Annotated in this window: 18 protein-coding genes; 10 read left to right on the top strand and 8 right to left on the bottom strand. The window is 70.4% G+C overall.

Annotated features, from left to right (window positions below):
• Positions 1 to 43: 43 nt before the first annotated feature.
• Positions 44 to 313, top strand: coding sequence for a hypothetical protein (locus tag I6J71_RS35970; RefSeq protein WP_370542017.1), 270 nt, complete (start codon positions 44 to 46; stop codon positions 311 to 313).
• Between the two features lie 1,201 nt (positions 314 to 1,514).
• Here the strand turns inward: I6J71_RS35970 and I6J71_RS35965 are convergent.
• Positions 1,515 to 1,910, bottom strand: a complete 396-nt coding sequence (locus I6J71_RS35965; protein WP_204090930.1) for a rhodanese-like domain-containing protein — start codon at positions 1,908 to 1,910, stop codon at positions 1,515 to 1,517.
• Positions 1,907 to 2,452: a cysteine dioxygenase family protein gene (locus tag I6J71_RS35960; protein ID WP_204090929.1), complete on the bottom strand. Its 546-nt coding sequence runs from the start codon at positions 2,450 to 2,452 to the stop codon at positions 1,907 to 1,909. Before I6J71_RS35960 ends, I6J71_RS35965 begins: the two co-directional genes overlap by 4 nt.
• 315 nt (positions 2,453 to 2,767) lie before the next feature.
• Between I6J71_RS35960 and I6J71_RS35955 the strand changes: the two genes are divergently transcribed.
• The 5 genes from I6J71_RS35955 to I6J71_RS35935 are packed head-to-tail and all read left to right on the top strand — an operon-like array spanning position 2,768 to position 7,399.
• A complete protein-coding gene (locus tag I6J71_RS35955; protein ID WP_204090928.1) occupies positions 2,768 to 3,580 on the top strand; it encodes an ABC transporter ATP-binding protein in 813 nt (270 codons plus the stop codon).
• A gap of 56 nt (positions 3,581 to 3,636) precedes the next feature.
• Positions 3,637 to 4,416, top strand: coding sequence for an enoyl-CoA hydratase/isomerase family protein (locus tag I6J71_RS35950; protein ID WP_204090927.1), 780 nt, complete (start codon positions 3,637 to 3,639; stop codon positions 4,414 to 4,416).
• Positions 4,413 to 5,378, top strand: a complete 966-nt coding sequence (locus I6J71_RS35945) for a class I SAM-dependent methyltransferase (RefSeq protein WP_204090926.1) — start codon at positions 4,413 to 4,415, stop codon at positions 5,376 to 5,378. The genes I6J71_RS35950 and I6J71_RS35945 overlap by 4 nt, the downstream gene beginning before the upstream one ends.
• A 1-nt stretch (position 5,379) precedes the next feature.
• Positions 5,380 to 6,603 carry a class I SAM-dependent methyltransferase gene (locus I6J71_RS35940; RefSeq protein WP_204090925.1) on the top strand — a complete coding sequence of 408 codons (1,224 nt, stop codon included), beginning with the start codon at positions 5,380 to 5,382 and terminating at the stop codon, positions 6,601 to 6,603.
• Between the two features lie 34 nt (positions 6,604 to 6,637).
• On the top strand, positions 6,638 to 7,399 hold the full coding sequence (locus I6J71_RS35935) for an HAD family acid phosphatase (protein WP_204090924.1): 762 nt from the start codon (positions 6,638 to 6,640) through the stop codon (positions 7,397 to 7,399).
• 90 nt (positions 7,400 to 7,489) lie between these two features.
• Here I6J71_RS35935 and I6J71_RS35930 read toward each other — a convergent pair whose 3' ends face one another.
• Together I6J71_RS35930 and I6J71_RS35925 are read right to left on the bottom strand one after the other, a co-directional pair.
• Positions 7,490 to 8,476, bottom strand: coding sequence for a chitinase (locus I6J71_RS35930; protein WP_204090923.1), 987 nt, complete (start codon positions 8,474 to 8,476; stop codon positions 7,490 to 7,492).
• A gap of 333 nt (positions 8,477 to 8,809) precedes the next feature.
• Complete coding sequence (locus I6J71_RS35925; RefSeq protein WP_204090922.1) at positions 8,810 to 9,241, bottom strand: MarR family winged helix-turn-helix transcriptional regulator; 432 nt, start codon at positions 9,239 to 9,241, stop codon at positions 8,810 to 8,812.
• 53 nt (positions 9,242 to 9,294) lie between these two features.
• Here I6J71_RS35925 and I6J71_RS35920 point away from each other — a divergent pair, with 53 nt between their 5' ends.
• Positions 9,295 to 9,615: a putative quinol monooxygenase gene (locus I6J71_RS35920; protein ID WP_204090921.1), complete on the top strand. Its 321-nt coding sequence runs from the start codon at positions 9,295 to 9,297 to the stop codon at positions 9,613 to 9,615.
• A gap of 5 nt (positions 9,616 to 9,620) precedes the next feature.
• Here I6J71_RS35920 and I6J71_RS35915 read toward each other — a convergent pair whose 3' ends face one another.
• The 4 genes from I6J71_RS35915 to I6J71_RS35900 form a co-directional block, all read right to left on the bottom strand.
• A complete protein-coding gene (locus I6J71_RS35915) occupies positions 9,621 to 9,956 on the bottom strand; it encodes a hypothetical protein (protein ID WP_204097625.1) in 336 nt (111 codons plus the stop codon).
• The gene (locus I6J71_RS35910; protein WP_239154103.1) at positions 9,953 to 10,351 is read right to left on the bottom strand and encodes a hypothetical protein; all 399 of its coding nucleotides are present in this window, start codon (positions 10,349 to 10,351) and stop codon (positions 9,953 to 9,955) included. The genes I6J71_RS35915 and I6J71_RS35910 overlap by 4 nt, the downstream gene beginning before the upstream one ends.
• A gap of 327 nt (positions 10,352 to 10,678) precedes the next feature.
• Positions 10,679 to 11,299, bottom strand: a complete 621-nt coding sequence (locus tag I6J71_RS35905) for a cyclopropane-fatty-acyl-phospholipid synthase family protein (RefSeq protein ID WP_204090920.1) — start codon at positions 11,297 to 11,299, stop codon at positions 10,679 to 10,681.
• A 2-nt stretch (positions 11,300 to 11,301) separates the two neighbouring features.
• Entirely contained in the window at positions 11,302 to 12,309 is a 1,008-nt protein-coding gene (locus tag I6J71_RS35900) for an NAD(P)/FAD-dependent oxidoreductase (protein ID WP_239154102.1), read from the bottom strand.
• A gap of 94 nt (positions 12,310 to 12,403) precedes the next feature.
• On the opposite strand from I6J71_RS35900, the gene I6J71_RS35895 reads away from it, so the two are divergent.
• The 3 genes from I6J71_RS35895 to I6J71_RS35885 are packed head-to-tail and all read left to right on the top strand — an operon-like array spanning position 12,404 to position 13,868.
• Complete coding sequence (locus I6J71_RS35895) at positions 12,404 to 12,997, top strand: helix-turn-helix domain-containing protein (protein WP_204090918.1); 594 nt, start codon at positions 12,404 to 12,406, stop codon at positions 12,995 to 12,997.
• A gap of 30 nt (positions 12,998 to 13,027) precedes the next feature.
• Positions 13,028 to 13,423, top strand: a complete 396-nt coding sequence (locus I6J71_RS35890; RefSeq protein WP_204090917.1) for a helix-turn-helix transcriptional regulator — start codon at positions 13,028 to 13,030, stop codon at positions 13,421 to 13,423.
• Positions 13,368 to 13,868, top strand: a complete 501-nt coding sequence (locus I6J71_RS35885; protein WP_204090916.1) for an SRPBCC family protein — start codon at positions 13,368 to 13,370, stop codon at positions 13,866 to 13,868. The genes I6J71_RS35890 and I6J71_RS35885 overlap by 56 nt, the downstream gene beginning before the upstream one ends.
• The last annotated feature ends 1 nt before the right edge of the window (position 13,869 follow it).

Below are 13,869 nucleotides of genomic sequence, written 5' to 3'. Positions count from 1 at the left end.
CTTTGCGGACGCGCTGACGGCGTGGTGAACCGGGCCGAGGGACGTGAACGGCGTTCTCCTCGCCCTGTGCGATTCGACGATCCCCGGCAAGGGCGCGGGTTATCTCGAAGACTCCACGCTGGCCTGGCTCGACGAAGCGCTCGCCGCGCACGCCGGACCCGCCTTCGTCGCGTTCCACCACCCGCCGCTGGAGGTGGGCATCCCGCTCGTGGACGCCATCCGCCAGACCGGCGAAGACCGCCTCGCCGAAGTCCTGCGCCGCCATCCGCAGGTGGCCGCCGTGCTGTGCGCGGACGCGCTGACGGCGTGGTGATCGGCGCGCAACGTTTGTGCGCCGGCGCTCGCCGCATGGTGCCCCGGGCACCGAGCCGTGTGCGCCGCCGATCAAGACATGTCGACCAGGGCACATGGGCTGTTCGAGCGCCGACACGACGGTGACCTGCATGGCAGCGATTGTTCTTCGGCAGTCACAACATGGTGGTGGGTGCGCAGACGTTGTCTGTTGGCGGCCGGGCCGCGGTGGCCGCGGCCCGGTGTTTGTCGGCGGAACGACACGGCGGATAGGCCTCCGCGACAGCGGTTGTCCTTGCAAAGTCGCCGAATGGTGGCCGGCGCGCATGTCTTGCCGCCACCGGACACAGCATCCTGGCCACGCCACGGTGTATGCGCGCACGGTCAAGGCATGTTGGCCAGGGCACCCGCTTTACCCGAGAACGGACAAGTGGTGCTCGCGAACCTCCGGCTTGTTTGTTGGCGACCGCTGTGTGGTGCCCGGCGCACAGAAATTGTGTGTCGACAGTCACGGCAAGCTGGTTGGCGCGCAAGGCATGGGTCAGTGCGGCATCGGACTGTGCGCTGGCGCGCAGGATGCGGTGGCCAGGGCGCGCGATTTGTTCAAGGACGGACACCGTGGTGGCCGCGGCGCAGCGGTGTTTGTTGGCCGGTGCTGCGTGGTGGTTGGTGTGCACGGTTTGCCCGCCGCCGGACGCGGCGTGGTGGCGCTCGCACGAGATGCCTGCTGGCGGTTCGGATGCGGTGGCGGAGTCGCAGGGTTTGTCCGGGCCAGTACGTCGCGGTGGCCGCGGGCAGCGGCTGTTCGTTGGCCGTCGCTGTGTGGTGGTGGGCGGTCAGCGTTTTGTGTGCGTTGGCGGTCCCGGCGTGGTGGCGGCCATGGCGCGGGGTGTTTCGTGGCGCGCAGTCTGTGGTGGCCACCGAACAGTGGTTGTTCGAGGTTGGACATGGCAGCGGCTGCGAGGCAGTGGTTGTTCGGCGCCTGTCACGGCGTGGTGGTTGGTGCGCAGAGCTCGTGTGTCGGCGGACAGTGTGTGGTGGTGGGGCAGGGGTTGTGTGTCGGCGGACAGTGCGTGGTGGTGGGGCAGGGGATGTGCGTCGGCGGACAAGGCGGGGTGGTGAAGGCACCAGCGTTTGCTCGGCCCACCCCCGGCCCGCCCCTGCCCCCGGCCGCGCCCCCGCACGCAGCGCGTCAGCACCGCACCAGCGCGTGCGCAAAACGCTCACGGAACGGGGTCCGAACCACCCTCCACCACCGGCAACCCCGCCGCGGCCCAGGCGCGGAAGCCGCCGGTCAGGTCGGTGGCGTTCGGCAGCCCCAGGCGCTGCAGGTCGGCGGCGGCGAGGCTGGAGGAGTAGCCCTCGTTGCACACGACGATCGCCGTCGTGGTTGTTGTCACACCTGGGAGGCGCCAGTCGCTGTCCGGGGCGAGGCGCCACTCCATGTGGATGCGCTCGACGACCACCGAGCCGGGGATCTCGCCCTCGGCCGCGCGGTTCGCGTGCGGCCGGATATCCACCACCAGCGCGCCGTCGGCCTGCAGCTGCGCCGCCTGTTCCGGCGTGACCCGGTCCAGGGTGGACCGGGCGCCGGCGAGGAAGCTGTCGATCGAGCTCATCGGCCGAGTATGACCGGGACCGCCGGGATCTCCGCCGGCACGTCGGCGAGGCTCGTGTACTCGCGTGTCGTGACCAGTGGCGGCGAGTAGGCGTGCACGCTCGCGGCGGGGGCGTCGCCGAGGCCCGTGACCTGGTGGGCGCGCCCGGCGCCGAAGCCGATGCCCTCGCCGGCCGCGTGCGTGCGGCGCCGCACCGGGCCGCCGGGGTAGCGGTACTCCTCGCCGAGCTCGCCCTGTAACACCGTGAACGAGCCGGCCGCGCCGCCGTGGTCGTGGGGTTTCGTCCGCTGCCCGGGCAGCCACGACAGCAGCCACAGCTCCACGCCGTCGGTCAGCGCGAGCCGCGCCCACCAGCGGCGGTCCTCGTCGAAGCGCAGCACTTCGCGCAGGCCGGAAGTGAGCTCGGTCGTCACCGTCGTGGTCAGTTCGGCGAGCTCACGCGGCGTCCACAGCAGCCGTTCCGGTTGCAGCAGTTCGACGAGCAGGGGGTCGGTCAGGTGCGGGTGGATCTCGAAGTCGGGACGGGTGATCGACGTGGTCAAGGGGCGCTCCTCGTGAGCGAAAAGGCGGTCCGGGCTGGTCACGGCACAGCGCGGCACGCGAGAACGCGAACGTCCCCGTGATCAGTGCCGCGCGGCGGTACACCCGCACGACGCGACGAGGAGCAGGTCGATCGTGCGCCGGCGCCAGAACGAGCCCCGCGGTGCGGGGAGGGCGGCGGACACGGACCGGGACACGCAACCGATCGTGCCACAAGGGGCACTTTGCACGCGCCGCTGTCTCAGCCGCTGGACGCTCGCGCGGTGTCAACCCCGGGCGGGTGCGGACGCGCGCGCGTGGGCGGCCACAATGGGCGCGTGAGCGAGCCGATCCTGCCCAGCGACCTTGACGACCTCGTGGTGCGGATGTCCGGTGTCGGCGTCCGCCGCACCGGGAACGACCTTCTCGCGGACCTCGACTGGAACGTCGAACTCGACGAACGCTGGGTCGTGCTCGGGCCCAACGGCGCGGGCAAGACGACCCTCCTGCGGCTGGCCGCCGCGGAACTGCACCCCACCTCCGGCACCATCCACCTGCTCGGCGACCAGATCGGGCAGGTCAACATCTTCGAGCTGCGCCCCCGCATCGGGTTCACCTCCGCCGCGATCGCCCAGCGCGTGCCCGGCGACGAGCTGGTGAAGGACGTCGTGGTGAGCGCCGGCTACGCGGTGATGGGCCGCTGGCGCGAGGCCTACGACAGCCTCGACCTCGACCGCGCCGCCGAGCTGCTGGGCACGCTCGGCATCGCGCACCTGGCCGACCGCACGTTCGGCACGCTGTCCGAAGGCGAACGCAAGCGCGTGCTGATCGCGCGTTCGCTGATGACGGACCCGGAGCTGCTGCTGCTCGACGAACCGGCCGCCGGTCTGGACCTGGGCGGCCGCGAGGACCTCGTGTCGCGGCTTTCGGACCTGGCGATGGACCCGGATGCACCGGCGATGGTGCTCGTGACCCACCACGTGGAGGAAATCCCACCCGGCTTCACCCACGCCCTGCTGCTTCGCGACGGCCACGCCGTGGTGGGGGGCCTGATGGACGACGTGATCACGAGCGAGAACCTGTCGAAGACCTTCGACCAGGACCTGGTGCTCCAGCGTTCGGGCGAGCGGTTCTTCGCCCGCCGCCGGTAGGTTGTCCTTACCGGCCGGTAGCCTGCTGGCAACCCGTCAACGAGGAGGAATGTCGCGTGGGAGAGTTCGTAAGCCTGGAGGTCGAGGGCGGCGTCGGCACGATCCGGCTGAACCGGCCGCCGGTCAACGCGCTGAACAACCAGGTGCAGGCCGAGCTCGCCGAGGCCGCGCGCGAAGCCTCGGACCGCGACGACGTGCGCGCCGTGATCCTCTACGGCGGCGAGAAGACCTTCGCCGGCGGCGCGGACATCAAGGAGATGGCCGCCCGCACCTACCCGGAGATCGCGAAGTTCGGCGCCGAACTCACGGCGTCGCTCGCGCGCATCGCGGGCATCCCGAAGCCGGTCGTCGCGGCCATCACGGGTTACGCGCTCGGTGGCGGCCTGGAGCTGGCGCTCACCGCCGACTGGCGCGTGGCGGGCGACAACGTGAAGGTCGGCCAGCCGGAGATCCAGCTCGGCATCATCCCCGGCGCCGGCGGGACGCAGCGGCTCGCGCGCCTGATCGGCCCGAGCAAGGCCAAGGAGCTCATCTACACCGGCCGGTTCGTGAAGGCCGACGAGGCGCTGAAGCTCGGCATCGTCGACGAGGTCGTGGCGCCGGACGACGTGTACGCGGCCGCGCGCAAGTGGGCCGCGCAGTTCGTGAAAGGTCCGGCCGTGGCGCTCAAGGCCGCGAAGGCCGCCATCGACTCGGGCCTCGACGTCGACCTGGCCACGGGCCTGAAGATCGAAACGCAGCTGTTCACCGCGCTGTGGGCCACCGAAGACCAGAAGAACGGCATGACCTCGTTCATCGAAAACGGCCCGGGCAAGGCCACTTTCGAGGGGAAGTGACCTCCGTGACCGACCCCGCGCCGAACCCGCACGCCACGGCGGAGGAGGTCAAGGCCGCCTACGACGACCCGAAGCTCGCCAACGTCCTGTACCACGACTGGGAAGCCGGGACGTACGACGAGAAGTGGTCGATCTCCTACGACGAGCGCTGCATCTCCTACGCCACCGACGTGTTCACCGCCGTCGCCGGTGACGACGGCCAGCCCTACGGCCACGCGATGGAGCTCGGCAGCGGCACCGGGTTCTTCCTGCTCAACCTGATGCAGGGCGGGGTCGCCAAGAAGGGGTCCGTCACGGATCTCTCGCCGGGCATGGTGCAGGTGGCGCTGCGCAACGCGGAGAACCTGGGCCTCGACGTCGACGGCCGCGTCGCCGACGCGGAGCGGATCCCGTTCGACGACAACACGTTCGACCTCGTGGTGGGCCACGCCGTGCTGCACCACATCCCCGACGTGCGCCAAGCGTTCGGCGAAGTGCTGCGCGTGCTCAAGCCCGGCGGCCGGTTCGTCTTCGCGGGCGAGCCGACCAAGGTCGGCGACTTCTACGCGCGCAAGCTCGGCCAGCTCACGTGGTACCTCACCACGCGCATCACGAAGCTCCCGCCGCTCAACGGGTGGCGGCGACCGCAGTCCGAACTGGACGAGTCGTCACGCGCGGCGGCGCTCGAAGCCGTGGTGGACATCCACACCTTCGACCCGTCGGAGCTCGAAGCCATGGCCCGCGGCGTCGGCGCGCAGGACGTGCGCGCGGTGACCGACGAGTTCTCGGCCGCGCTCGCGGGCTGGCCGATCCGCACGTTCGAGGCGGCGGTGCCACAGGAGAAGCTCACAGTGCGGTGGCGGATGTTCGCCTACCACCTGTGGCTGCGGCTGTCCGCTTTGGACAAGAAGGTGCTGTCCAAGGTGCTGCCGCGCGAGCTGTTCTACAACGTGATGATCACCGGGACCAAACGGCCGTCCTGAATTGGCCTACGGTTTCTCGCTCGACGACGTCGCCTTCCTGCGCTCCGCCGCCGGACGGGCGGCGCTCGCCGAGGGCGCGGCGCTGCCGCTGACCGACGCATCCCGCCTCACCGACGTCGCCGCTGTGCGGCGTTCGGTAGGTGAGCGGTTCGCCGCCGCGGTCCTGGAAACGGTGGTGCTGCGGCGGAAATCGGCCGGCAAGCTCGCGGGTGCCGATGAGTGGCTCTTCACGGGCGACGCCCTGCAGCAGGCGAGCGCGACGCTGGTGGCGCGGCACCGGGCCGCGCGGCTGGCGGGCCGGGACGTGCACGACGTCACGTGCTCCGTCGGCGCGGACCTCGTCGAGCTGGCCCGGGTGGCGAAGCGCACTTTGGGGTCCGATGTGGACCGCGTGCGGCTGGAGATGGCGCGCCACAACGCTTCCGCCGCGGGCGTGCTCGCCGGGCTGGTGCAGGCCGACGCGCTGCGCCCGGCCAGCCGCGACACCGTCGTGGTCGCCGACCCGGCGCGGCGCGACTCGGCGGGCCGGCGCACCTGGAAGCCCGCGGATTTCGCGCCGCCGCTGGACGGGCTCGTCGATGCGTACCCGGGACGGCCGCTGTCGGTCAAGTGCGCGCCGGGCCTGGACTTCACGATCGTCCCCTGGGCCGACGAGGTCGAGCTGGTTTCGCTCGACGGCGCGGTGCGCGAGGCGTGCCTGTGGCGAGGCCTGGGCAACGGCGTCGCACGCCGGGCGACGGTGTTGCGTTCGGACGGTACGCAGTGGACGGTCGTCGACACGGATCCCGACGAGCTGCCGTCGCGGTCGCCGGGGGAGTGGCTCGTCGATCCCGATGGCGCGGTGGTGCGGGCCGGGCTCGTGCGCCACTACGCCGCGCGGCACGGCCTGTGGCAGCTCGACGAGCGCATCGCGTACCTCACCGGCGACACGCCCCCGCCCGGGGTGCGCGCCTTCCGGGTGCTGGAACACGGCCCGTACAGCGAGAAGGCCCTGCGTGCCAGCTTGAAACGACTCGACGTGGGGCGGCTGGAGATCCTCGTGCGTGGTCTGGACGTGGATCCGGACGCCCTGCGTCGCCGCCTGAAACCGCGTGGTCACGAAGAGTCCACTGTGGTGCTCACGCGCATCGGCCGGTCGCCGGTGGCGTTCGTGTGCCGCGCCGAACGCATCCGTTCGGAGGGTTCTCCGGACGAGATCGTTGGCGTAGATTTCGGACGCTCGTAACCCGGAATTCACCAACGACACCGGAGGGGTCGCCGTGTCTCGTTTTCCCGCTCTGCTCAAGCTCGCCGCCGCAGCCGCGATCGGCGCCACCGTCGTGGGTGGTGCGACCGCGCTGGCCGGTTCCGACGCCGTGACCGCCGCCCACGGGCGTGAGCCGGCGAACATCGGCCAGGTCAAGAACGACGTGAAGGCCTACTACGGCGACTACCTCGACGCGGCGGGCAAGCACCACTACTCCGACACCAGCAGGTTCGTCACCGACACCCAGCGCGTGGTCGCCGACGCGAAGCACTACCTCACGCAGAAGCTGGGCAAGGTCAAGAACCCGGCGATCGTGCTCGACGTCGACGACACCTCGGAGATCACCTACGGCTGGGAGGCCGACAACGACTTCGGCTTCGACCCGGTGAAGCAGCAGCAGGCGATCGACAACGGCACGTTCGTGGCCAACAAGCCCGTGCTGGAGCTGGCGAACTGGGCGGCGCAGCGTGGCGTGAAGATCTACTTCCTCACCGGGCGCAGCCAGCCGCAGGGTCCACAGTCGCTGAAGAACCTCGCCAACGAGGGGTACCCGGCTCCCGCGGGCGCGTTCTTCAAGCCGGCCGGCACGGCGCCGGACTACCTGCCGTGCGGCCTGACCTGCACGACGATCCAGTACAAGTCCGGCACGCGCGCCCACATCCAGGCGACGGGCGCGCACATCGTGCTCAACCTCGGTGACCAGTTCAGCGACCTCGAGGGTGGGTACGCCGACCACCCGGTGAAGCTGCCGAACCCGATGTACTACCTGCCTTGATCCTCGCCCTGCTTGATCCTCGCCCTGCACTGACGCCCGCGGTCCGGGTGTCCACGGTGGACACCCGGACCGCGGGAGCGTCGGCGCGGCTCAGCCGGTGTAACCCGAGAAGATCTTCGAGAACTCGTACGGCTGCTGGGTGATGTTGGTGCAGCGGTAGAGCGCTCCGTTGCACGCGTTGGCGTCGCGGCCGGCCTCCCAGAAGGACAGCATGCCGAGGTGCACGCTCTTCGCGAAGTTCACCACGGCGGTGGCGTCCTTCTGGTAGAAGATCTCGTTCTGCGAGTCGTTCACCCCCAACATCGGCGTGAGCCCGACCTTCTTCCACGCGGCCGAGTCCGAGAGCCCGAAAAGGGACTTGACCTGGACCTGAGTGGCCCTGGCCGCGGAGATCGCCTTCGCGCCCTGGTCGCCGGCGCCCTGGTAGTAGTCCATCGCCATGACGTTGACCAGATCGAGGTTCACGCCCGCGGCCTTGGCGGCGTTGACGACGCCCACGCCGTTGGAGTCGAGACCGTTCGGCAGCACCGGCAGCGTCAGCGAGATCTTCAGGCCGGGGTTGTTGTCCTGCACGGTCTTCAACGCCTGCGAGCGCCGCTGGATCGACGCGGTGTCGGCGACGGCCGCGCCCTCGATGTCGAGGTCGATGTACTTGAGACCGTAGGCCTTCACGACCGCGTCGTACTCGGCCGCGAGCGCGGACACGCTGGTACACGCCTGCGCTAGTTCGATGCCCGACGCGCCACCGAAGGACACCTTCACGTCGCCACCGGCGGACCGGATCTTCGCGATCTCGGCCGCTTGCCACGCCGAGCGCGGGTCGTAGGCGTTGAACCAGCTGGCCTTGCAGCCGGCGCCGGTGACGAACCCGAGCGTGAAGCCCTTCACACCACCCTTCGACGACATGGCCGACAGCACGGGCGTCGGCCACGCCCCCATGTCGACATACGGCGCGACCGGCACGGGCGAGCCGGCCGCGGTGACACTCGCACCGGCCGGCGTGGCCGCCACCCCGGCGGCGACGGCCAGCACGCCACCCAGCGCGGCGAGCAACCTGCGGGGAGAGGGGAGCCTCATCGTGAAACCTCCACAGCGGGGACCTGGAGAACGGGGAAACCTTGTCCAAATGGTATAGACCAATGCTGCCATTCGGACCATAGGCCATTCGGATGCCGCGAGGTTCCGCTCATCGGGATCGTCGTGACAGGACGGATGTCAGGCGCTGCAAGGGTTTCGCTGACCGGGACGCTCGCGGTGCCGGGTTCGGGGGTTCGCTGTGGTGGCCGCCGGTCGGGATCGCGGGACTGTCCTAAGCCCGGCAAGGTGATCGCCGGTCGGTCCGGTGCCGCAGGAAGCGGGCGGGCCGGGGTTGCTCGTCGTTCGGCCTCTGCCGGAGAGCTCGCCGGCTGGTCAGCTGTCGAGGTTTTCCGCGCACTTGCGCAGCAGATCGGCCAGCCGTCGGCGCTCCGTGGGGGACAAGCCCGTCAGCATGCGGTCCTCGGCGTCGAAGACCACCTGCTCGGCGGCTTCGAGTTGGGCGAGGCCGGCGCGGGTCAGGGTCACCGGCCGCGCGCGGCCGGTCGAAGCCTTCTCGGCCACGGTCACGAGGTTCGCCGTGCGCAGTCCGCTGAGGACGTCCCGCAGCGACTGGCGGGTGACGAAGCACTGCCGTGCCAACTCGGCCGACGAGGCGCCGGGGTGGTCGGCCAGCGCGCGCAGCACCGCGTACTGCGACATCGACAGCCCGATCGGCCGCAGGCTCTCGTCGCACGCTTGGCGCAGCGCCTGCTGCGTGCGCTTGACCAGGTAACCGGGCCGGGCCGTGGTTTCAGCTTGACTCATGTCAGGAACCTTACACATACTGTGCATGTCAGGAACCTGACATAGGAGGAGTCATGACGACGATCGATCCGGCCGCGGACGTCGCGACGCTGGTCAACGTGTTCACCGTCGACCCGCGGCGTCAGCGGGAATTGGTCGACGTGCTGACCGCGGCCACGGAAGAGGCGATCCGCCACCGCCCGGGCTTCGTGTCCGCGAACATCCACGCGAGCACCGACGGAACCCGCGTCGTCAACTACGCGCAGTGGGCGAGTGTCGAGGAGTACCAGGCGATGCTCGCCGATCCCGGCTGCCGGGAGCACATGGCCGCGGCGGCCGCGCTGGCGAGCTTCGACCCGCACCTGTACGCGGTGGCCTCGGTCCACCACCGCTGACGGGATCAGCTCACGGCGAGCGCCGTGACCTCCGAGACGTAGCGGCCGCCCTTCACGCCGCCCAGGGGGACGAGGCGGGGGAGGTCGAGCGGCGCGCCGTCTTCGGCCATCGAGAGCAGCAGTGGGCGGCCGCCGGCCGATTCTTCGGCGAGGGTCACCGCCGCGCCGTCGCCGTCGGATCCGACCGCGACGACGGTCTTGTCCGGCGTCGGCAGCACGCCGGCCAGCAGGAGCACCAGCGAGAGCGAGGGGGCGGATTCCGTGTGGGTCTGCCGGCCTTCGCCCGACGCGAACGTGGCGGTCACCGTGCGGCGGGGCAGGTCGATGCCGCGCAGGTTCACCCCGTCACGACTGCCAGCACCGCGAGGCACAACCACGTCGGGTAGGGCAGCAGTTCCGGGAACGCCGACGTCAGAGCGGCGACACCGGCGGCCACCGACACGGCGAAGTTGAGCACGTAGTCGATGACCAGTGACTCGGCCGCCACGAGCGAAGCCCGTCGGCCGAGGTGCGCGCGGTTCACGCCGTACGCGCCGCCGCCGTCGGGGAAGGCCGCGAAGACCTGGCGGTAGGAGAACGTGAGCACGGTGAGCAGCAGCGCGATCGCCAGCGTCACCGGCACCGCGAACCCGAGTCCCGCGCCGCCCGCGACGGCGAGCACCAGCACGATCGCCTCGGGCCCGTAGGCGACGGACGCCATTGCGTCCAGGGACAGGGCGGCGAGCCCGCCGAGCACGGACAGGCGGTGCCGCTCCGCGGCGTCTCGCTGCTCGGGTTGTTCGGCACGCGCGGGCGCATCGCGACGAACTACGCCAAGTGTCCTGCACCCAGCCCCCGCCCGGCATCTCGATCCGAAGCCTCCACACGGCCGCCGACCCCGTGTCAAGGCACGCTTTCCCGCCTTGACACGGGGTCAGCGGCCGTCGTCACACTCGCGCTCCGGGGTGCATACGCCAGGCGACACGCCCCCGTGCAGGACCGCATCCCAGCCACAGCCCAACAGCAACACGCCCCGCGAGGACCCGCATCCCCCCGACACACCCCCGCGAGGCCCCCAAGCCCCTCACCGCCTCCGCGCCACCAACACCGTGTCCCGAATCACCACCTCCTCCCCCTCGATCACAGCCTTCCGCTCGCGGGCTTCCGTCTTCACCGACTCCCACATCCCGTCCAACGTCCCCGCCACATCCTCCGCGAGGAAAAACAGGTCAGGCACATCCAGCCGATGCCCACCTTCCACATCGGACGGATGATGGCCCACGATCAGCAACGTCCCACCCGGCGCCACCGCCTCAGCCAGGCGCCCGAAGATCACCTCCCGTTGCACCGACGCCAAATGCAGGAAGTGCGACGTCACCAAGTCGTACTTCTCCTCAGGCACCCACTCCGCCAAATCCACCGCACGCCACCGAACCCGGTCCGCCACCCCGAGCTCCTCGGCCTGCACCGCCCCTCGCTCCAGGGCGGTCGCGGAAAAGTCCGCCGCCACAACCCGCCACCCGTTCTGCGCGAGCCACACCGCATCGCCACCTTCTCCACAGCCGGCGTCAAGCGCAGTCCCCGGCGTGAGACCACCGGCCTCGGTCACGAGCTGCGCATTGGGCTTCCCACTCCAGATGACCGGCGCCGACCGGTACCACTCGTCCCACGACGTTTCGTCGAAGGGAACTTCCTTGTGCTCCACCGTCACACCCCGTGCCGGTCCGGGCCGCCGACGAGCGCGGCGACTTCGCGTTCCACCTCGTGCGAGAACCGCGACTGCGCTCGCCGCACGTCTTCGGCCACCAGATCGGCGTTGATCATCGAGCCGGCCGTGAGCCCGGCGGCCGCGGAGATCACGACCTGCGCTTTCAGGTCCGCCACGTTCCCGGCCACCCACACGCCGGGCACTTCGGTCGCGCCCGTGGGGTCGGCCGGCACCGTGCTGCCGATGACCTGCCCGCCGACCACCGTCTCCACCGGCTCGAGCCCCAGCTGCTCGAGCACGCCGGCCCGCGCGGTGAAGCGCGGCGCGACCACGACGAATTCGCGCGCCACCACTTCGCCGGACGCCAGCTCGACCCCCGTCAGCTGGTCGCCCTCCACGCGCAGTGCCGCTACTTCGCCCGCCACGACGCGGATCCCGCGCGCCGCCAGCTGGTCGAGCTGCTCGGCGTCGAACTCCGCCGCGGTGTGGGAGAACACGACCACGTCGTCGGTCAGCTGCCGCCACACGAGCGCCTGGTGCACGGCCATCGGGTTCGTGGCGAGCACGCCGATCGCCCGATCGCGCGCCTCCCAGCCGTGGCAGTACGGGCAGTGCAGCACGTCGCGACCCCACCTTTCGGCAACACCGGCCACTTCGGGCAGCTCGTCGACGAGGCCGGTCGCCACCAGCAGGCGGCGCGCCTGCGTGGTCCGGCCGTCGCCCAGCCCCACCGCGAACCCGCCGCCGTCGAGCGCGGCGGCCGAGGTGACTTCACCGCGCACGACCTCGCCCCCGTAGCCGAGCACCTCCTCGCGGCCGATCGCCAGCAGTTCGGCGGGTGGCGTGCTTTCTCTTGCCAGGTAGTTGTGCACGTGGCCGGCCGGGGCATTGCGCGGCTCGCCGGCGTCGACCACCAGAACCGAGCGCCGGGAGCGCGCCAGCGCCACCGCGCCGCTCAAGCCCGCGGCCCCACCGCCGACCACCACGACGTCGTAGTTCTCGTTCACCTGTGGATCCCTCCTGTGTGTCCGTCTCCGCTTCGGACTATCCGGCGATCTCGCCGGCTTGACAAATAAGTTTGCCGAAGTGGCAAATAGAGGCATGGACGGTGAACTCCCGGACGTCGACGACGTCCTCGAAACGGTCGGCCTGCGGCTGCGAGCGCTGCGCCAGCAGCGCAACGCGACACTCGCGCAGCTCTCGGAGACCACCGGCATCTCGGTGAGCACGCTCTCGCGGCTCGAATCGGGTCAGCGCAAGCCCACGCTGGAGCTGCTGCTCACCCTCGCGCGCGCCCACCAGGTGCCGCTGGACGAGCTGGTCGGCACCGCGCCGACCGGCGATCCGCGGTTGCGGACGCGCTCGTTCGTGCGCCACGGCATCACGTTCATCCCGCTGACGCGCCGGCCCGGCGGGCTGCGCGCGTACAAGCAGATCTTCCCGCCGCGCTGGCCCGACAGCGACCCCGAACCCCGGGTGCACGAGGGCTACGAGTGGGCGTACGTCCTTTCCGGACAGTTGCGGCTGATCCTCGGCGAGCACGACGTGATCCTCAAGCCGGGTGAGGTCGTGGAGTTCGACACGCACGTGCCGCACTGGTTCGGCAACCCCGGCGACGTGCCGTGTGAGGTCCTCGCCCTGTTCGGGCCGCAGGGTGAACGGTTCCACGTGCGGGCTCGTCCGGCAGCCTCTTGACGCATACCCATATCGGCATATGATGGTCGCATGGCACGAGCAGCGACGACGACCGACGTGTTCAACGCCGTGGCGGAGCCCCGGCGGCGGGAAATCCTGGACGTGCTCGCCGGCGGCGAGCACCCCGTGAACGACCTCGTCCGGCTGCTCGGGCTGGGGCAGCCGCAGGTGTCGAAGCACCTGCGCGTGCTGCGCGAAGTGGGTGCGGTCGACGTCCGCGACGAAGGACGCCAGCGGCTCTACCGGCTCAACGGCCGCGCCCTGAAGCCGATCCACGACTGGGTGCGCCGGTTCGAGCGCGCTTGGGAGGAGCGGTTCGAGCTGCTGGATTCCGTGCTGGAGGAACTCGACCGAACCGAGGGTGAGACAGATGACCGAGACACGCACGACAACGGGCACGGCGAAGGTGACGCTGCCGGCCGATGACCAGATCCTGATCACGCGCGAGTTCGCCGCGCCCCGGCACCTGGTCTACCGCGCGTGGACCACGCCGGACCTGGTGAAGCGCTTCTGGGCAGGCAAACGCGGCACGATGAAGACCGTCGAGATCGACTTGCGCGTCGGCGGCCGGTGGCGCTACGCGATGGAGGCCAACGGGGGGTTCGAGGTCTCCTTCCACGGCGAGTACCGCGAGATCGTGCCGAACGAGCGGCTCGTGCACACCGAGGTCTACGAGCAGTCCGGCGCGCCGGACGAGGACGCCGTCCTGGTCACGACCACGTTCGCCGGGACCGGCGACCGCACCACACTCACGCTGCTCACGGAAACCGGCAGCAGGCAAGTACGCGACGCGATCATCGAGTCCGGGATGGAGGGTGGCATGCAGGAGCAGCTGGACGCGCTCGAGGAGCTGGCCGTCTCGCTCGCGTGAG

The sequence above is a fragment of the Amycolatopsis sp. FDAARGOS 1241 genome (assembly GCF_016889705.1).
Classification (GTDB): domain Bacteria; phylum Actinomycetota; class Actinomycetes; order Mycobacteriales; family Pseudonocardiaceae; genus Amycolatopsis.
This window is presented reverse-complemented; position numbering and strand designations above follow the sequence as displayed.